We start from the raw sequence: 16,458 nt of genomic DNA, 5'->3' as shown, positions 1-16,458 counted from the left end.
GGGTTACAAAACCTCTACAGGGACGGCGCAACACTTCGATGGCGTTGCGTGTCTAATGGTCAGATGCCGGTACGAAACTACCGGCGTGCGATCCAAGTAGTGACCTGTGGGCAGTCGCGCCACCAATCGCCGGCCAGCCTCCCCATACGATGTCAGCCTCCCCAGCACCGGAAGCGGATTTTCTGACGACGTTGCGATCCAGACCTACTCCGCTCAGCCTGTCGCGGATCACCGCGCAGCTCGATGCGACGGCCCAGACGGGCGAGTACAGCATTTTCGGGCTCACCGGCGCCGCCGACCAGAGCGCGGTGCGTGAACGCCAACTCGGCTTCACGCTCGCGCTGTTTGGCGTTGCGACGGTCATCGGCCTGCTCTACTCCATCGAGCGGTACTTCTATAGTCGTCTCGTCGGCTACCCGGTGTCGCTCGCCCAGCTGCTGCCTGCCGAGCTCATCTTTACGTACGCCTGGGCGCTTCTCACGCCGGTGGTGATGTTCGTCGCCAAGCGCTTCCCGGTATGGGGGCGACCGAATCTCCGCAATCTGGGCATGCAGCTGCTCGCGATGGTCACGTTCGTCGTGGTCCATGTCGCGCTCTTTTCGCTGGCCACCGTCGCACTCGGACCGAGCATCTCGTTCGCGGCGCTCGCTAAGCTGTTCGGACAGTCACTGCTATCGTGGACGGTGCTCGACGCACTCGTCTTTTGCGCGATCGTCGTGCTCCATCACGCAGTCGTGTACTACCGCGTGTCGCGCGACCGTGCGCTGCGCGCCGCGCAGCTGGAGACGCGCCTCGCGCAGACACAGTTGCAAATGCTGCGGATGCAGCTGCAGCCGCACTTTCTATTCAACACGCTGCACTCGATTTCCGCGCTCATGCACAAGGACGTGCGTCGCGCCGATTCAATGATCGTTGCGCTGAGCGATCTGCTCCGTATGTCGTTGCAGAACATCGGCGCGCAGGAAGTACCGCTTCAAGCGGAGCTCGACTTTCTGCAGCGATATCTCGAGATCATGAGCATGCGCTTCGGTGATCGCCTGAAGGTCACCGTCGATGTCGACCCCGAGACGCGTGACGCGCGCGTCCCGAACCTGTTCCTACAACCACTTGTCGAGAACTCCTTCCGACACGGCTTTGGCGATGTCGGCCACGGCGCGGTTGCCATTTCCGTTCGACGAGACGGCGACCTGCTGCGCTGCGACGTCATCGACGACGGCCGCGGCCTGCGCGCTGGACATAAGGAAGGCGTTGGTCTCGCGAGCACGCGTCAGCGATTGGCGCATCTCTACGGCGACCGTCAGGAGTTCACGCTGCGCGGCGCGCCTGGTGAAGGCGTTCGCGTGAGCATGGCAATTCCATTTCACCCTTACGAGCGAGCGGCGGCAGACTGATGACTCACCCCGGCACCGAACCGACCAAGATTCGCACCGTAATCGTCGACGACGAAGAGCTCGGCCGCGACCGCATTCAGTCGCTCCTCGGCCTGCAGCCCGACGTTGACATCGTGGCCGTGTGTCCCGACGGGGCTTCGGCCGTCGAGACGATCGAGCGCGCGCAGCCCGACCTCGTCTTCCTCGACGTGCAGATGCCCGGCATGGATGGCTTCGAGGTCATCGAGAATCTGGATCCGGCACGCATTCCCGAAGTCGTCTTCGTGACGGCGCATGATGGGCACGCTCTCCGCGCCTTCGAAATTCACGCGCTCGACTTCTTGCTCAAACCGTTCGATCAGACGCGCTTCGAGAAGGCCCTCGACCGGGCTCGGACGCAAATCGTCGCCAAGAAGGGGCCGGTGATCGACTCACGTCTCGTCTCGCTGCTCGAAGAACTGCGTGAGGAGCGGAAATACCCGGAGCGACTGATCGTGAAGTCGAGCGGCCGAGTGTTCTTCGTGCGCACCGAGGAAATCGATTGGGTCGAGGCGTCGGGCAACTACGTCAAGATTCACACGAAGAGCGAAGCACACCTGCTTCGCGAAAGCATGAAGAACATGGAAGCGAAGCTCGATCCCAAAATCTTCGTGCGCATCCACCGCTCGGCGATCGTGAATATCGATCGCATCAAGGAGCTCGAGCCGTGGTTCCATGGCGAATACATCGTCATCATGCGCGATGGAACGCGACTGACCGCGAGTCGAGTGTTCAGCGATCGACTGAGTGCGTTGATCGCATAGGAGACATGAGTCGCTAGGCACTAGAAATAGTGAAGGGTCGGGAGCGGCGATTGCGGCTCCCGACCCTTTTTCCGAATCTCTAGCGCCCAGTATCTAGCGCCTAGGTGTCCCGATCTCGAAGCGCAACGCTGATTCGAGCGTCGGGAAAGTGAACTCGAATCCTCCGTCGAGCAGCCTGCGAGGCACCACGCGCTGGCTCGCGAGCACGGTGTCTTCGGCCATCTCGCCCATCATCAGCTTCAGCGCAAAACTGGGCACGGAAAACATTGCGGGCCGGCCGAGTACGCGAGCAATCGTGTGGACGAACTCATCGTTCGTCACAGGATTGACCGCGACGAGGTTCACGGGGCCGTGAATGGCCTCGGTCCTCAGTAAGAACGCGATGGCATCGACGTAGTCGGGGAGCGCGATCCAACTCATCCACTGTCGTCCCGATCCGATCTTGCCACCGACGCCAAACCGAAACGGAAGCAGCATCTTCGGAAGCGCGCCGCCGTCGCGTGACAGCACGATCCCGGTGCGCAGATTCACCAGCCGAATCCCGGCATCGATCACCGGCGCGGCCGCTGCTTCCCAATCCTTGCACACCGACGCGAGGAAGTCGTTGCCGAGCGCGCTCGATTCGTCGAGAAGGTCGTCGCCACGATTCCCGTAAGCGCCGATCGCCGAGCCGCTCAAGAAAACGCGCGGCTTTCGGTCGAGCGACGCGACCGTCTTTGCGAGCAGCGTGGTGCTCTGGACCCGACTGTCGCGAATGCGTTGTTTGATCGCGTCGGTCCATCGCTGCGCGAGATTTTCGCCGGCGAGATTGACGATGGCGTCGACTCCCTCGAGTGCTTTGGCGTCGATCGTTCCGCGCACCGGATCCCACGATATTTCGGCGGGCGAGCGCGCGGCGCGGCGCACGAGACGACGAACTTCGCCGCCAGTTCTTTCGACGCGGCGCGCGAGAGCTGACCCAATGAGTCCGCTGGAGCCGGAGATCGCGACGACCAACTTCATCGGCGTCTCACGGCCTTGGATCACGCCAGTTGTCATGCGAACACGGGTCGATCGGGCCTTTCGGGAGTCGGGACGCGTCGGTGCACGGATCGCGCCGCCTGCTGTGGAACGACAACCGAAGGTACGGGCTGCTGGCGGCCGCCGCGATGGGCAGCCGTTCCGAGCTCAGGCCGTCTTGCGGGTGCCCCGAATGGCGAAGATCTCGTCGGCTACTGCCTGCCCTTCCCGATCGATGACGTCCGGGTAGCTGGCGTCGCGCGGAACGGACGCCGCGGCAATCGACGGATCGGTCGCAAAGGTGACCGTCGGCGGGGAGAAGATCTTCACGACCTGCGTGATGCGGCGGTTCATGTCGCCGAGCAGGTTGCCGATGTGCTTGAGCTGCTGACCGGTGATGTCCTGGAACTGCAGATGGTTCACGACGTTGCTCAGCTCTTCGCGCAGCGAGCTCGCCATCTGATGGCGTTCGGCGTCGGTGAGCGTCGCGGCAGAGTCGAGCTGTTCTACGACTGAGCCAGCGCGCGAGAGGCCGTCGAGAATGTCCGTCGTGGCCGTTTCGGTCGCCGATGACACTTCGCGAAGGTGGCCGTGCATCTGCTGCAGCTTGTCGATTCCGCTGCTGTCGAGCATTCCGGCCGTTTCACGGAACCGGCCGACGATCCCGGCTGTTTCCGCATACGCACGGAGGAGTGTCCGCGAGAGCTCGGCGAATCCGCCGGGCTGCGTCATCACGTGCGCGAGGAAACCCGTCGCCTCGCGATCGAGCTCTGCACCAGAGGCGCTCAGCTCTTCGATCGCGTGATCGACGAGTCTGAACGACGCTTCCGAGTCGTATAGGAGCTCTTCCGCGGGTCTCATGTATTCGTGTCCTTAGGCTGCTGCTCCCATGCCGGCCATGAGCCGATCGATCTTCTCTTTGAGCACGGAGGGAGTGAAGGGTTTCAGGATGTAGTTGTTCACGCCTGCTTCGACGGCGGACACGATGTCTTCGCGTGCGCCGCGGGTCGTAACCATGAGGATGGGAACGGAGCCGCGAACTGCGTCGGAGCGAATGGCGCGAGCGAACTCGATGCCACTCATGTTCGGCATGTTCCAATCCGTGATGACGAACCCGATGCTGCCATCGAACTTTTCGAGGGCTTCCTTTCCGTCGCTCGCCTCGATCGCATCGTTGTAGCCAATGCGCTGCAGGGCGTTGATGATGATGCGACGCATCGTGAGCGAGTCATCGACAACGAGGAACTTCATTGGTGAATGGTCCAGTTTGTAAAGCTGACGGCGACGTTAGAGATCGCCACTGACGAGGAGTCGGCGCGCCACCGCGTCAACCACCTCCAGAGTATCGTATGCGCCGCTCAGGACGCGGTCGCGAATGCGACCCGCGCGAGCGGAATCGAGCGCGGACGTGTCCGCACCGCCGTCGCGAGCGGCAAGCGCGCGACCGGCATCCGAAATCGAGACCTTGTCCGACCGGTCCGAGCTCGAGCCCGTGGGTGGTACAGAACGGATAGCATCGGCATCCGCGACGTCTGCGGTTTGCGATGTACGGGTCGTCGTGTCCGGACGCACAGGCCCGGTCTGCTTCGAATAGATATGCATGTATTTCCTCCGTGGATGAGTATCGGAGAAGGGGCGGAAAACTTTAGGGGCGCGCCTCACCACCTATTCCCGCCGTACGCCGCACGCCGCATCGGCTCACGCGGCGGCACACCACCTCACGCCAATACCTTACTCGCCGATCTCCCAGGATTGCTTTAGTGTCGCAATCATGTCGCGAAGATGTGCCAAATGGGCCCGATCCCCGGTGCGGCCAACATTCAGCAACTGATTCCCGATATACCCGTACAGAGCGGCCAAACGCGGCACCAGCTCTCCACCACGACGGAAATCCAGGGCATACAGCAGGTCGAAGACGATCCCAGACGCTTCCTCGAGATGCCGACTTCGACCCGCCGAACCGCCGGCCGCCAACTCAGCCTCGGCACCATCCAAATGGCTCAACAACTGGTCGTACTGAGCCGGAATCCCCGTGTCGGCCAGGAGGGTCGCCATCGACTGCGCCGCAGACGAAGCATCCCTCAGCGCGCCGACGCTGGGGTTGGGATGAACCTCTGACTCCACCATTGTCGTTACCCGCTGACCGAAAAAGTACGCGCACGTCCGCCCTGCGACGACGTCGCCGCATACTGGTGTGCAACCGCGTCGGGGCGTCCCGCACGCGCGTGCACCTCTGCAAGCCGGTTTCGTTCCCGGCGAGTTTCTGTCGTCAGCAGCTCATGAGACTCGAGCGCGTTCGCGGCGGCCTGCGCCATCTCCGCAAGCAGCGCCTTCGTTGCGGGATCGGGCTGGCCAGCCTGTTCGGCCGCAGCCAACGCTCGTTCCTGAACGATCGCTTCTACGATGTCGTCGAGTCGTTCGAGCGTCCGCGTTCGGTCGTCGACCGCGGCGAAGAATTCCGTGTTCTGGTCGCGGCCCAGTGCGTCCATCGCGGTAGCCGCCTGTCGCTCCAATTCGAGCAGCAGACTCTTGGCGGCTTCCACGTGGCGCGCAATCGCGCTGGTCCGCGTCGCAAGCATCTTACGCTGCGGGAACCCGCGCGGATGCGTCAGTCGTCGTGATGGTCGCGAACGCGTCGCGAAGATCGGTGACGATGCGAATGAAGCCGTCGATCTTGGCAACGTCGCTTCGAGTTCCGAGCGTCATGAGCTCGCGAACTAGATACGAGTAGATCGCGCGAAGATTGCTGGCAATCGCGCCGCCACGATCGACGTCCGTCGTGACGAGCAGTTCCATCGCCGCCTCACGCGCCTTGGCGATCGACTCCACACGGAGTTCGATGTTGTTCGCTTCCATCGCGAACCGTGCACGGCGAAGACTGACGAGCAGGTGGTCGAACACCATCACGACCAGGCGACCGGGGGCAGCGGTCAGGACGTCCCGTTCGCGGTACGCAACCGCGGCAGATGCATAGCTCATACAACTACTTATCGGCTCAGTTGCTTGACGACTGAAGCGATTTAATCTGGTTCGCGAGCGTCGTGGATTGAGCCTGCATCACCGCCAATGCGGATTCCATGCGGGTGAACTGCGCCGTGAGCGCGGCCTTGCGTTGGTCGAGACGTGCCTGAATATCAGTCGATCGCGTTGTGAGCGTATCGATCTGGTGTTGCAGATTGTCCGACATGTCCGCCGCGAGTCCGTCTCCGCTTCGCGCAATCGCGTCGGCGAAGTTGGACATGTAGCCGGCCATGCCGAGTGAGTACGTGATCGATCCGCTAGCTGCGGCGGCGCCTGTGTAGAGAATCGAAAGGCCGTCGGCGTCACTGCCTGCCGCACCGGTGAGCTTCTGGCCGGCGCCCACGGCGGCAACACCGCCAATCGTGCCGACGACGTCGGTACCTGCCATCGATCCCGCCGTGATGCCGAGCTGCGTCAGCGCGTTCGCCGCGCCCGTTCCGTAGCCGACGCTCAAGCGTGCCGAATTGCCGTATCCCTTCGATTTGATCTGCAACTGGCCGTCGGTGGTCGCTTCCGCGAATACCGACATCTTCTGCGTCGTGAATTCCGCGTTCAGCTTGTCGACGATCGACGCGAGCGTGTCACCAGTCGCGAGCGAAACCGATGCCGTCGCGAGCGACGAGCCGTCGACGATGGAAATCTGATCCGGCGTACCAGAATCGGTATACGTTCCGCTGAAGCCGAGCCCCGTGAAGGTCGCCTGCGTGGCCGGTGCCGTGATGTTGACGGCGTACGTGCCCGACTTCGTTTTCGTCGTGTCGGACATGTACGTCAGGCCAGCCGTCGCCGTCACCGTACGTGCGAACAGCGCTTTGACATCGCCGAGATTCGACGACAGCGCGGCGTTCAGCTTGTCGCTGTCCACCGAGAAGACGCCGTTCTTGTCGACCGCCACTCCAACCTGATTCAGGTTGTTGAACGTGCCGGTGACCCCAGGAACGTCCTGAAGAAGGCTCTCGGTGAGCGTGCGGAATGACGCGCGAAGGCTGACGTTATACGGCAGACTTCCGCCCTGCGCGGTCTGCGACTTCACGAACGCGCCCGTCGCGTTGTACGCGGATACGAGCGACTTCACCGCGTTGGCCATGCTATCGGTATCGCGCGCGACCGTGACGTTCGCCGGAGATCCTGGCGCCGCCGCGAGCAGATTCAACGTGACACCGGGGATCGCGTCGGAAATCGTGTTAGAGGATCGCGTAATGAGCGTTCCATCAATACGCAACGACGCGTCAGAACCGTGCGACAGCTCGCGGTCGTAGCCGACGGTCTGCGCCGACATCTGACCGAGACTCGCGGTCGCACCGTTCGCCTTGCGCACGACCATCGCCAGCGAGAGCTGCGATGCACCAGCCGTGTTGTCGGTCAGGTTGAGCGTGCCGTCTGCGCCAATGCTCACCGTCGCCGAGCGAGCCGCGTTCCCGAATGCCGTCGGGGCGCTCAGCTTGTCGAGTAGTGACTGGACCGTCTCGTTTCCGGTGAGCGTCAGCGTGGTGGAAACAGCAACGCCGTCGCCGCGCGTTCCGGAGATCACGATCGAGTCGCCGGCACCGAGTCCGGCGGCTGCGCCACCGACGCGCAGATCAGAGAGCGCGGTCGCACTCGTGGCTGGGGCCGACGAACCATCGGTCCATGCGCTCGTGTCTGTAAGCGACTGCGCGACACCCGTGCGCCCCGGAGCAAAGCCGAGCAACTGCACGATGCGCTGGCTGTCCGCGTTCCCTGGAACGGCGGACACCGGTGCCGTGATGTCGAGGCGCGACATCGTGCCGCCATTGGCGCTCACGGTGGACAGGCTCGCATTCACGCCAGCTGTCTGAATCTTCTGACGAATCGCGTCGAGCGAATCCGTAGACAGATCGACAGCGACAGTGGTGTTACCGACGATGATGTTTGTCGACGCCGGAAGCGCGGTCGTCCCAAGCAGCGTGCCGATCGCTGTCGTGCTATCAGAGAAGCGATACGATTGCGCGCCGCCGTTCGCTGTCGTTTCCGACGCGGCTGACGGATCGACGAGGCCAAGCGAAGACAGCACGCCTGACGAACCGTCGGCGAGCTGAATGCCACCGGCACCTGGCGCAGCAGCAGAGAGTACGAGACGGCTGCCCGACGATCCAAGGCTGAGAACCGTCGCCGAGACGCCCGTTGGCGTTGCGCCCGTGTTGAGCGCGTTGATCATGTCGCGCAGCGTCGAAAGCGACGCGTCGCTGGAAACATTCACACGCCGTCCATTCACCCAGAACTCGCCCGGGAGATGGAGCGGTGCGGTCGCATCCGGCACGAGCTTGCCGCCGAGTTTGTCGGCTGTCGCGAGCGAAAGAACTTCCGTGCTGTAGGTGCCGGGTGCTGCTGCTGCAGTGGCGGTAGATGAAACGACAGTTTGACCGCTGGTAGTGGTACCACCAGCCGTCTTCACGGCATCGAATGCAGTGTCGCGCAACGACGCAGCCGACGTCTGCACGGCAGCGACGAGCGTTTGATACGATTGCCAGGCACCGGCGCCAGTTTGCGCCGTCGTGATCTGGTTGGTCACAGGCGCAAGAGTGCGAGCCGACTCTTGCGTCATGATTTGATCGATCAGGTCCTGCCACTGCACGTTGCTCGCAAGACCCTGGATTGTTCCCAGCGGCGTTGTCGTCATCGTGGTTCCCTCATGTAAAACGCTAGCGTCCCGGAACCGGCGAAGCCGGTTCCGGGAGCGCTATCTACTGCGTTAGCGCGAGTATTACTGGAAGAGACGGAGAACGCTCTGTCCATTCTGATTCGCCTGCGCAAGCATCGCCGTACCAGCCGACTGCAGGATCTGAGACTTCGTGAAGTTCGCCATTTCCGCCGCCATGTCGACGTCGCGAATGGTGGATTCAGCTGCTGAGGTGTTCTGAATCGTCGACGCCAGGTTCGACTGAGCGAAGTTGATTCGGCTTTCCGCCGCACCGAGCGAACCGACGAACGTGTTGACGCTGTCGAGCAACGAGTCGATGTTGGCCATGCGGCCTTCAGCTGTCGCCTGGCTCGTCGAGATGTCGTCGTTCGACAACGCGGTGATGCCGCTGCCGAGGTTGACGGTGAGAAGATCGTTGCCCGTCGCCGCGCCAGACGCGCCGATGAGGAAGTCCATACCAGTCGTGGCAGAGACGCCCGTCGCAACCGTGAAGGCCGCCGTATCGAAGCTAGCCGCGGCCGACGTCGTGCTCGCCTTGAAGCCGACACCCGTCTTGATGGTGACGCCGATCTTGTCGAAGTTCAACGTCTGCGCGCCATCGACAGCGATCAACTTCTGGGTGTGCGTGCCATCGCTGACCGTCACGACGCCGTTCGACGTTGCATCGCTCGAGACAGTGTACGAGCCGTTCGCCACGTTCGCCTGGATCGAGATGTCCGCAATGTCTGCCGCGTCCGTGACGCCCGTCGTGGTGAGGGTGTGCGTCGCCGGCGTACCGCCACCGGAGAGCAGGCTCACGCCCTGATACTTCGTGGTCGCAACGATACGCGTGATTTCGCTGTTCAGCGCCGTGAACTCAGCCTGGAGCTTCGGACGCTGATCGTCAGCACCGCTACCAGCGCTGGCCGAGGCAGCCGCCGCGGCGAGCTGCTTCATACGGTCGATGATTCCGCCGATCGTCTGCGCTGCACCGTCGGCGATCTGCAACATGGCCGCGGCCTGGTCAGCGTTACGCGACGCCTGCGTCAAAGCCGCACCCGTGTTGCGAAGCTTGTTTGCGATCGCAAGACCGGCTGCGTCGTCAGACGCCTTGTTGATACGGAAGCCCGACGACAGCTTGGCCGTCGAGTCGGCAACGCTCTTCTCCGACGCGTTCAGGTTGCGGAGAGTGTTGAGGGCGTTGACGTTGGTGTTAATACGCATCTGGGTGTTCCTCCTTTAACGGTTCTTGGAGCGTCCGTGCTCCGTAGCGAGCGACCCTCTATCTGTCGTTCGCTGTAGTTCAGTATCGTCGGTCCTGTCGCGGACTTTAGGACCGTCGACCCGTATTGGAGGGGGTTGCCACTAATCTTTCCTACTCGGCTTCCACGAGATCGAAGGCGCAGCGCACACCAAAGTCGCTTTCGGCTGAAATGATCTGTTTGCCGCGACGTTCACGAAGGTTCACGGCCACGGGGCCCTGAAGATTCGCCGTCGGACGCGCGTCGAGGCCCGGACTAGGCAGCGTCACGATCGCCAACACCGCGAGATCAGCCGGAGAACCCGCGCCCAACTCCTGTAGCTCGGCGGCCGGGATATCTACTGAATAGTCGGCGAAGTGCGGAAAGGGATCGATGAGCAGAAAGACGAGCGCCGCGTGGTCGAGCGACTGCAGCCAGTACGCGGAGTCTGTTCCGGCCCGCACAAGCGCAAAGCGCTTGCACTCCGGAAAGCCGAGCAGCCCCGACGCGAACTCGATCGCGCTGCTCGTGAGAATCGTGAAGTCGCCCAGCAGGTCGGAGCGAACGAGATACTCGGTGTCGATCGGAGTCGGCGGAACTTCTTTCATCATGACCGGCGTCATCGCAGGTAGTCGGTCAGAGTGAGCCCCATGACCTTGGTCGTGGCGAGCATTGCCGCCTGATACGCGTTCTGACGCGACATGAGATCTGTAATAGCAGTTTCGTAGTCGATGTCTTCGAGGTCCGACTTGAGGTTCGTGACCGTCCCCTCGAACGCATCGAGGTTCGACGAGGTCATGTCGAGCCGGTTACCCCGAGCGCCGACGTCGCCAACGATCGCCTGCACGTTGTCGAACGACGTATCGAGCGAATCGGCGGATGCGCGGATCGCACCCATGTCGTTCGCGCCGAGTGCAGTCGCGAGATTCTGCAACGCGGCGAGGGCACCGGTGTTCACGAACACCTGCGTTCCGTCGTGTGTGATGGCCATCGACTGACCGTCGCCGATTTCTACGCTGCGCTGGCCCGACGGATTGGTCGACGTATATGTGACGGCAGCGCCTGTGCCGGTCGTGGCAAAGGGCGCCGTAGTCGCAGCGTCGCCGCCGTAGAGATATTCATTCCCGAACTTCGTGTTCCCGAGCTGCACGGCCGACTGAATGAGTCCACCGACTTCCGCGGCCGCTGCGGCTCGCGTTTCGGCGCTCGAGTTGTCGGAGCCCTGCTGTGTCGCAATCGCCTTCGCCCTCGTGAGCAGATCTTGAAGCTGCTGCAGGGAGGTGTCCTCGGCTGCGATGCGATCGGAGGCACGGCTCACCGTGGTTTTGTACTGCTGGATCGCACGGAGCGAGCTGGCCGAGCTCATGATCGTTGCCGCAGCGCCCGGATCGTCGGATGCCGCAGTGAGACGCTTGCCAGTCGTGGCTTGCGTCTGCGCCTTATTGAGAGCCGTCAGATTCGACTGAAGGCCGTCAAGTTGGCTCTGTACGATGATGTTGTTGGTAATTCGCATAGAGCGGGGAGCGGGAGGCGTCGAACGGGAAGCGTGTGGAGGAGTGCGAAAGCGTCAAGAATTGTCAGGTAGGCGACGCCGCGACGAGAACTTCGTAACGGCAGGTCGTTCCCTTCTTACCCACTTCACACTTCCCTCTTTCCACCACGTGCGGCAAAAGTTGCCGCTCGCGGGGGCCACGCGTCTGTTCCGAGTATCGGCACCTTGCCGCGGATAGTTGAGCGGACCCCTCAAACTGGTATATGGCAACGATCCTCTGTCTCGATGACGAGCCGGCGATCGGGCTGATCCTTCAGGATACGCTCGAGCGGGCAGGCCATCAGACGGTCTCGGCCCACAACGTTCCCCAGGCACTGCAAGCACTCGCCGCGGGATCGGTGGACCTCATTATTTCTGATTATCGGATGCCGGGGCTCACGGGCCTCGAATTCCTTGCGTTGCTGCGACAAGAAGGACATGAAACGCCGCTCATCATGCTCACCGGCTACGGGAGCATCGAGCATGCGGTCGCCGCCATCAAAGCCGGCGCGATCGACTACATCACCAAGCCGGTTCGCCCGGAGCAGTTGGAGCTGGCAGTCAGCCAGGCGCTGGAAGTCGTTCGTCTCCGTCGCGAGAACGAACGGCTGCGCCGCGAAGTCATGGAGTTCCGCAACGAGCGCCAGATCATCGGCGACAGCGGACCCATTCGACGAGTACTTCAGACGATCGCCACTGCCGCGCCTACACGCGCGACAGTGTTGCTCGAAGGCGAATCTGGCACCGGTAAGGAGCTCTTCGCCCGAACGATCCACGCCCAGAGCGAGCGTCGCGACGGCCCCTTCATCAAGTTGAACTGCGCCGCACTCCCCGAAGGACTCGTCGAGAGTGCGCTGTTCGGCCACGAAAAGGGCGCATTCACGGGTGCGATCAAGCGCGTCGAAGGCGCGTTCGAGCGCGCACACGGCGGAACGCTGCTGCTCGACGAAATCTCGGAGATGCGCCTGGACCTGCAGGCCAAACTTCTGCGCGTCCTCCAGGAGCAGGAGTTCGAGCGTGTCGGCGGGTCGACGGCGATCAAGGTCGACGTCCGCATCGTGGCCACCACCAACCGCGACCTCGCCGTCTACTCGGCCGCCGGTCAGTTCCGACAAGATCTATACTATAGATTGAGCGTCATTCCGGTTCGCCTCCCCGCCCTGCGCGAGCGCCGAGATGATATTCCCCTTCTCGCCTACCGGTTCGCGACGCATTACGCGCAAGAAATCGGCAAAGAAATCAAGGGAATCTCGTCCGAAGCGATCGACCTGTTGCAGGGTTACGAGTGGCCGGGTAATGTCCGCGAGTTGCAGCACGCGGTGGAACGCGCCGTCATCCTGACGAGCGATCCGGTACTTCCAGTCCATGCCTTCGACGGCCAGCGCTTTGGTCTGAGCGGCGCCTGGAGCGGACCGACACCGGCGCGAATTGGCGGCAGCGACTTCGCGGCGATGTCGAATGGAAACGGTCACGGCGGAACAGCGACACTGACCGTTCCAGACGGTGCAGTGGTGCTGACGTCGCTGAACGTGAACGAAGCGGAAGCAAAACTGATCGAACGCGCGCTCGAGGTGTCGGGCGGCAATCGCACCAAAGCGTCCGATCTGCTCGGCATCAGCGTCCGAACGCTACGAAATAAGCTCAACGGCTCGAAGAACGAGCCAGACGGAGGGGGCGGCGAATGAAGACAACGACTGCAATCACGATGATCGTCTCTGGCGGGGTGCTGGCACTTGGTTGCCACACCCCGTCTTCTGTTTCGACCTACAGCCCGACGCTGATGCAGAGTGGCGAGGCACACGTCAGTTGGCCGGCGCCGGCGACGGGGCGTTCGCATACGCTCATGCCAACGCCGAAGACCGTGGCGTGGGGCTTCTACTCGGCTGATGCCGAGCCGGTGCTACACGTGAGCTCGGGTGACGAAGTCACCGTGCGCGCGCTTTCGACATGTAGCCCGCAGTCGCTGAAAAATGCCGGCCTCGATACGACGAGAATCGAGCAGCAGGCGCGCGACATCTACGCTGCGCGAGCGTCGATGAAGACCGGGCCGGGCGGACACATTCTCACGGGCCCGATCTACGTAGAAGGCGCCGACTCTGGCGACGTACTCGAAGTGCGCTTCAAGTCGATCAAGCCGGCGATCGACTACGCGTGCAACTCGTTCTCGTCGCGTAGCGGCTTCCTTCCCGAGGACTTCCCAGGCGCGGGGCACACGAAGATCATCGAGCTCGATACGGTTCGTATGCTCGGGCACTTCGGTCCGAACATCACGATTCCCCTGCACCCGTTCTTTGGAAGCGTCGGCGTAGCGCCGCCGGCGTCCATGGGCCGACTGAACAGCGCTCCTCCGGGTATTCACGCCGGAAATCTCGACAACAAGGAGCTGGTCACCGGGACTACGCTGTACATCCCAGTGTGGACCAAGGGTGCGTTGCTCGAAGTCGGCGACGGACACGCTGGCCAGGGCAATGGCGAAGTCGACATCACGGCGATGGAGACGTCGCTGATCAGTCGGATGCAGCTCGTGGTTCGAAAGGACATGCATCTCAGCTGGCCGCGTGGCGAAACGCCGACCCACTACATCGCCATGGGCACCGACTCGGCGTTGGTGAAGGCGACCAAGACGGCGGTGCGTCAGGCGATCGAGCTGCTGCAGCAGGTCAAAGGCCTGTCGCGCGAGGATGCGTACCAGTTGATCAGCGTCTCGAGCGACGTCGATATCACGCAGCTCGTCGATGGGACCGTGGGCGTGCACGTGATGATTCCGAAGGCAATTTTCACGGCGCCAGCGAAGCCCTAAAACGGGTTCCGGCAGCCAACAACTTGGCAATTCGAAACGGCCGGATCTGGCAGAAACTGCCAGATCCGGCCGTTTCAGTTCATCCGGCAGTTTCCGTTTTCCGCGCTTACGGACCGGTCTCTCGCCGGATGCGGCCAGTATTGCCGCCCTGATTGACTCGGCAAAATGTGCCGAAGTGAACTTTTTTGCCGCCCTGCGTGTGGCAGGTCCTCGCGAGGCTCTCGTCTTGGGCGGAAATAGCTAACTCGTTGTTGCGCAAATAGTTAAAGGCGTCTATCCGACCTGGATCGACGCCTTTTTTCATCCGTTCCGGACTGGTCCGTAGCCTGCTTTTGCACGTGCCCGAATAGCAGGTCTCGCCTCTCCGCACTTCCCGCAGTTCCCGCCTCCCTTCCCGGTTCCCGCATGCTGATTGGCATTCTCGGCCGTGCAACCAACGCCAACGACATCAAGGACGCGCTCGATCTGAGCGCGCAGCGCACGCGCGTCATCGCCGGCCGCGTGGCGCAGGCGTCGGTGAATGGCGCCAACGGATTCGCGCTGCCAATCGATCCGGCTACGGGCCAGCCAATGCAGGGCGGCGACGAAGTGGATCTCGAACAGGAAATGACATCACTCGCCGACGAGCAGGTTCGCTTCGAGGCGACGGCCAAGCTTCTCGAAAAGACGTACGCACAACTCCGCACGGCCATCAAGGACAAGTGAGTCGCGTCGACCTCGAGTAAACAATGACTATCCCGCCGATCACCCGCGCACCTGCCGCACTGCCGCTTCCCCCGAAGCTCGAATTGCCACACGCGATGTTCAGCGCGCTGGCGATTTCGTCGAGCGGGTTGTCGGCGCAGCGCGTGCGCATGGACGTGATCGCGCAGAACCTCGCCAACGCAGAAACGACCAAGACGCCGGACGGTGGCCCGTATCATCGCCGCACCGTCACGCTCGAGCCGGTGGTGCCCGAGACGCTCACGTCGACGTCGATCATCATCCCGAACACACCGATCGCCGGAATGCCGGCGCCCGCACTGACGCCGTCCGCCTTCGCGTCCACGCCAATCGAAATGACGAACGACGTGGGTGGCGTTCGAGTCGGTTCAATCGGCGTCGACAAATCGGATGGTCCGATGGTCTACAACCCGGGCAGTCCCGATGCCGACGCGAACGGCTACGTGAAGATGCCAAACGTGAACATGACCGACGAGCTGATGGACCTGATGAATGCTCGCCGAGTGTACGAAGCCAACGCGACGGTCTTTCAGGTCGCGCGCGCCATGCTGCACAAAGCGATCGACATCTGAACGCCTCGACTCACCGATCGATCGAATCTCACTAGCAGAGTCAAATGAGCATCTACGGTATCGGCAACTCCAACATTCAGCGGCCCGCGACCCAGCCTCCCATTCGGGACAATGGTCGTACGCCGGCGCAGAAGCCCGGGTCGCAGGCAGTGCCGCAGTCGGTACCGCAAACGCAGACGCCCGCGAACACCAAGCAGACGCAGAACGTTCCGGCTGAACCGCCGCCGGGAACCGACCCCGCGCTGTGGAGCGTGCTGTCCAGCGAAGAGCGCTCGTTCTTCGCAAAGGCTGGCGCGATGGGTCCGCTCACCTACGGTCGTGCATTTCAAGAAATGAAAACCGCGCAGCTGCCGGCATCACGCGGCGGCCGCCTGGACGTGAAGATCTAACATGACTGCTCCGATTGGCGGCTTTGGTGGACCGGGCGGACCCGGCGGCGCACGTCGCATTGGGTTGGACATCGCCGGCGAAAACGGCTTGTCGACACTCAAGCCCGACAAGAATGCACCGTCGTTCGGCGACACACTCAAGCGCGCACTCGGTGAAGTCTCGACGTCGCAGGAAACCGCGCAGGACGCGATTCAACGTTTCGTTCGCGGCGAGCCGGTGGAGTTGCACCAGGTGATGGCGTCCGCCGAAGAAGCTTCGATCTCGTTGGAAATGCTCGTGGAACTGCGCAACAAGCTGATGGACGCATACCGAACTGTCGTGAACATGAGCTAGCGCGTCAGCGCTCGCTGCTGGTCTAGTCGTTCCCCTC

Annotated in this window: 19 protein-coding genes; 8 read left to right on the top strand and 11 right to left on the bottom strand. The window is 62.4% G+C overall.

All coding sequences use genetic code 11. The features are described from left to right. Nucleotides 1–149: 149 nt before the first annotated feature. Nucleotides 150–1,391, top strand: coding sequence for a sensor histidine kinase (locus AC6H4Z_RS02745; protein WP_497545206.1), 1,242 nt, complete (start codon nt 150–152; stop codon nt 1,389–1,391). Further along, nucleotides 1,391–2,173, top strand: coding sequence for a LytR/AlgR family response regulator transcription factor (locus AC6H4Z_RS02740; RefSeq protein WP_497545205.1), 783 nt, complete (start codon nt 1,391–1,393; stop codon nt 2,171–2,173). Before AC6H4Z_RS02745 ends, AC6H4Z_RS02740 begins: the two co-directional genes overlap by 1 nt. A gap of 93 nt (nt 2,174–2,266) precedes the next feature. On the opposite strand, the gene AC6H4Z_RS02735 is transcribed toward AC6H4Z_RS02740, so the two are convergent. The 11 genes from AC6H4Z_RS02735 to flgL form a co-directional block, all read right to left on the bottom strand. Further along, nucleotides 2,267–3,211, bottom strand: coding sequence for a TIGR01777 family oxidoreductase (locus AC6H4Z_RS02735; RefSeq protein WP_497545204.1), 945 nt, complete (start codon nt 3,209–3,211; stop codon nt 2,267–2,269). A gap of 129 nt (nt 3,212–3,340) precedes the next feature. Continuing rightward, nucleotides 3,341–4,033: a hypothetical protein gene (locus tag AC6H4Z_RS02730; RefSeq protein WP_497545203.1), complete on the bottom strand. Its 693-nt coding sequence runs from the start codon at nt 4,031–4,033 to the stop codon at nt 3,341–3,343. 12 nt (nt 4,034–4,045) lie between these two features. Further along, a complete protein-coding gene (locus AC6H4Z_RS02725) occupies nt 4,046–4,423 on the bottom strand; it encodes a response regulator (protein WP_497545202.1) in 378 nt (125 codons plus the stop codon). 36 nt (nt 4,424–4,459) lie between these two features. Continuing rightward, nucleotides 4,460–4,774, bottom strand: a complete 315-nt coding sequence (locus tag AC6H4Z_RS02720) for a flagellar biosynthesis anti-sigma factor FlgM (RefSeq protein WP_497545201.1) — start codon at nt 4,772–4,774, stop codon at nt 4,460–4,462. 129 nt (nt 4,775–4,903) lie between these two features. Beyond that, complete coding sequence (locus AC6H4Z_RS02715; RefSeq protein WP_497545200.1) at nt 4,904–5,227, bottom strand: flagellar protein FliS; 324 nt, start codon at nt 5,225–5,227, stop codon at nt 4,904–4,906. Nucleotides 5,228–5,304: 77 nt separating this feature from the next. Then, nucleotides 5,305–5,751: a hypothetical protein gene (locus AC6H4Z_RS02710; protein ID WP_497545199.1), complete on the bottom strand. Its 447-nt coding sequence runs from the start codon at nt 5,749–5,751 to the stop codon at nt 5,305–5,307. Nucleotide 5,752: 1 nt separating this feature from the next. Next, on the bottom strand, nt 5,753–6,151 hold the full coding sequence (gene fliS / locus AC6H4Z_RS02705) for a flagellar export chaperone FliS (RefSeq protein ID WP_497545198.1): 399 nt from the start codon (nt 6,149–6,151) through the stop codon (nt 5,753–5,755). Between the two features lie 16 nt (nt 6,152–6,167). Then, nucleotides 6,168–8,831 carry a flagellar filament capping protein FliD gene (gene fliD, locus AC6H4Z_RS02700; RefSeq protein ID WP_497545197.1) on the bottom strand — a complete coding sequence of 888 codons (2,664 nt, stop codon included), beginning with the start codon at nt 8,829–8,831 and terminating at the stop codon, nt 6,168–6,170. Between the two features lie 84 nt (nt 8,832–8,915). Beyond that, nucleotides 8,916–10,055 carry a flagellin N-terminal helical domain-containing protein gene (locus AC6H4Z_RS02695; RefSeq protein WP_497545196.1) on the bottom strand — a complete coding sequence of 380 codons (1,140 nt, stop codon included), beginning with the start codon at nt 10,053–10,055 and terminating at the stop codon, nt 8,916–8,918. 151 nt (nt 10,056–10,206) lie between these two features. Beyond that, nucleotides 10,207–10,695, bottom strand: coding sequence for a flagellar assembly protein FliW (gene fliW / locus AC6H4Z_RS02690; protein WP_497545195.1), 489 nt, complete (start codon nt 10,693–10,695; stop codon nt 10,207–10,209). Beyond that, a complete protein-coding gene (flgL, locus tag AC6H4Z_RS02685; RefSeq protein ID WP_497545194.1) occupies nt 10,692–11,585 on the bottom strand; it encodes a flagellar hook-associated protein FlgL in 894 nt (297 codons plus the stop codon). Before flgL ends, fliW begins: the two co-directional genes overlap by 4 nt. A 242-nt stretch (nt 11,586–11,827) precedes the next feature. On the opposite strand from flgL, the gene AC6H4Z_RS02680 reads away from it, so the two are divergent. The 6 genes from AC6H4Z_RS02680 (at nt 11,828) to fliE (ending at nt 16,421) form a co-directional block, all read left to right on the top strand. Continuing rightward, nucleotides 11,828–13,288 carry a sigma-54-dependent transcriptional regulator gene (locus tag AC6H4Z_RS02680; protein WP_497545193.1) on the top strand — a complete coding sequence of 487 codons (1,461 nt, stop codon included), beginning with the start codon at nt 11,828–11,830 and terminating at the stop codon, nt 13,286–13,288. Next, nucleotides 13,285–14,403, top strand: coding sequence for an acetamidase/formamidase family protein (locus AC6H4Z_RS02675; RefSeq protein ID WP_497545192.1), 1,119 nt, complete (start codon nt 13,285–13,287; stop codon nt 14,401–14,403). Before AC6H4Z_RS02680 ends, AC6H4Z_RS02675 begins: the two co-directional genes overlap by 4 nt. A 405-nt stretch (nt 14,404–14,808) precedes the next feature. Further along, the gene (locus tag AC6H4Z_RS02670; protein ID WP_497545191.1) at nt 14,809–15,108 is read left to right on the top strand and encodes a hypothetical protein; all 300 of its coding nucleotides are present in this window, start codon (nt 14,809–14,811) and stop codon (nt 15,106–15,108) included. A 23-nt stretch (nt 15,109–15,131) separates the two neighbouring features. Then, nucleotides 15,132–15,698 (top strand): flagellar basal body rod protein FlgC, encoded by a 567-nt coding sequence (gene flgC / locus AC6H4Z_RS02665; RefSeq protein WP_497545190.1) that lies wholly within the window; start codon nt 15,132–15,134, stop codon nt 15,696–15,698. Between the two features lie 44 nt (nt 15,699–15,742). Continuing rightward, nucleotides 15,743–16,087, top strand: a complete 345-nt coding sequence (locus tag AC6H4Z_RS02660; RefSeq protein WP_497545189.1) for a hypothetical protein — start codon at nt 15,743–15,745, stop codon at nt 16,085–16,087. A gap of 1 nt (nt 16,088) precedes the next feature. After that, nucleotides 16,089–16,421 (top strand): flagellar hook-basal body complex protein FliE, encoded by a 333-nt coding sequence (gene fliE / locus AC6H4Z_RS02655; protein ID WP_497545188.1) that lies wholly within the window; start codon nt 16,089–16,091, stop codon nt 16,419–16,421. The last annotated feature ends 37 nt before the right edge of the window (nt 16,422–16,458 follow it).

The sequence above is a fragment of the Leucogemmata humicola genome (genome assembly GCF_055379415.1).
Note: the sequence above shows the minus strand (reverse complement) of the source record. Positions and strands in the feature narration are given on the sequence as shown.

What these genes read in the sequence shown, in the direction of transcription:
- fliE (WP_497545188.1), top strand. Translation starts at nt 16,089, where the DNA reads ATGACTGCTCCGATTGGCGGCTTTGGTGGACCGGGCGGACCCGGCGGC.
- AC6H4Z_RS02720 (WP_497545201.1), bottom strand. Translation starts at nt 4,774, where the DNA reads ATGCATATCTATTCGAAGCAGACCGGGCCTGTGCGTCCGGACACGACG.
- fliW (WP_497545195.1), bottom strand. Translation starts at nt 10,695, where the DNA reads ATGACGCCGGTCATGATGAAAGAAGTTCCGCCGACTCCGATCGACACC.
- AC6H4Z_RS02730 (WP_497545203.1), bottom strand. Translation starts at nt 4,033, where the DNA reads ATGAGACCCGCGGAAGAGCTCCTATACGACTCGGAAGCGTCGTTCAGA.
- AC6H4Z_RS02745 (WP_497545206.1), top strand. Translation starts at nt 150, where the DNA reads ATGTCAGCCTCCCCAGCACCGGAAGCGGATTTTCTGACGACGTTGCGA.
- AC6H4Z_RS02680 (WP_497545193.1), top strand. Translation starts at nt 11,828, where the DNA reads ATGGCAACGATCCTCTGTCTCGATGACGAGCCGGCGATCGGGCTGATC.
- fliS (WP_497545198.1), bottom strand. Translation starts at nt 6,151, where the DNA reads ATGAGCTATGCATCTGCCGCGGTTGCGTACCGCGAACGGGACGTCCTG.
- AC6H4Z_RS02670 (WP_497545191.1), top strand. Translation starts at nt 14,809, where the DNA reads ATGCTGATTGGCATTCTCGGCCGTGCAACCAACGCCAACGACATCAAG.
- AC6H4Z_RS02715 (WP_497545200.1), bottom strand. Translation starts at nt 5,227, where the DNA reads ATGGCGACCCTCCTGGCCGACACGGGGATTCCGGCTCAGTACGACCAG.
- flgL (WP_497545194.1), bottom strand. Translation starts at nt 11,585, where the DNA reads ATGCGAATTACCAACAACATCATCGTACAGAGCCAACTTGACGGCCTT.
- AC6H4Z_RS02710 (WP_497545199.1), bottom strand. Translation starts at nt 5,751, where the DNA reads ATGCTTGCGACGCGGACCAGCGCGATTGCGCGCCACGTGGAAGCCGCC.
- AC6H4Z_RS02740 (WP_497545205.1), top strand. Translation starts at nt 1,391, where the DNA reads ATGACTCACCCCGGCACCGAACCGACCAAGATTCGCACCGTAATCGTC.
- AC6H4Z_RS02735 (WP_497545204.1), bottom strand. Translation starts at nt 3,211, where the DNA reads ATGACAACTGGCGTGATCCAAGGCCGTGAGACGCCGATGAAGTTGGTC.
- flgC (WP_497545190.1), top strand. Translation starts at nt 15,132, where the DNA reads ATGACTATCCCGCCGATCACCCGCGCACCTGCCGCACTGCCGCTTCCC.
- AC6H4Z_RS02725 (WP_497545202.1), bottom strand. Translation starts at nt 4,423, where the DNA reads ATGAAGTTCCTCGTTGTCGATGACTCGCTCACGATGCGTCGCATCATC.
- AC6H4Z_RS02695 (WP_497545196.1), bottom strand. Translation starts at nt 10,055, where the DNA reads ATGCGTATTAACACCAACGTCAACGCCCTCAACACTCTCCGCAACCTG.
- fliD (WP_497545197.1), bottom strand. Translation starts at nt 8,831, where the DNA reads ATGACGACAACGCCGCTGGGAACAATCCAGGGTCTTGCGAGCAACGTG.
- AC6H4Z_RS02675 (WP_497545192.1), top strand. Translation starts at nt 13,285, where the DNA reads ATGAAGACAACGACTGCAATCACGATGATCGTCTCTGGCGGGGTGCTG.
- AC6H4Z_RS02660 (WP_497545189.1), top strand. Translation starts at nt 15,743, where the DNA reads ATGAGCATCTACGGTATCGGCAACTCCAACATTCAGCGGCCCGCGACC.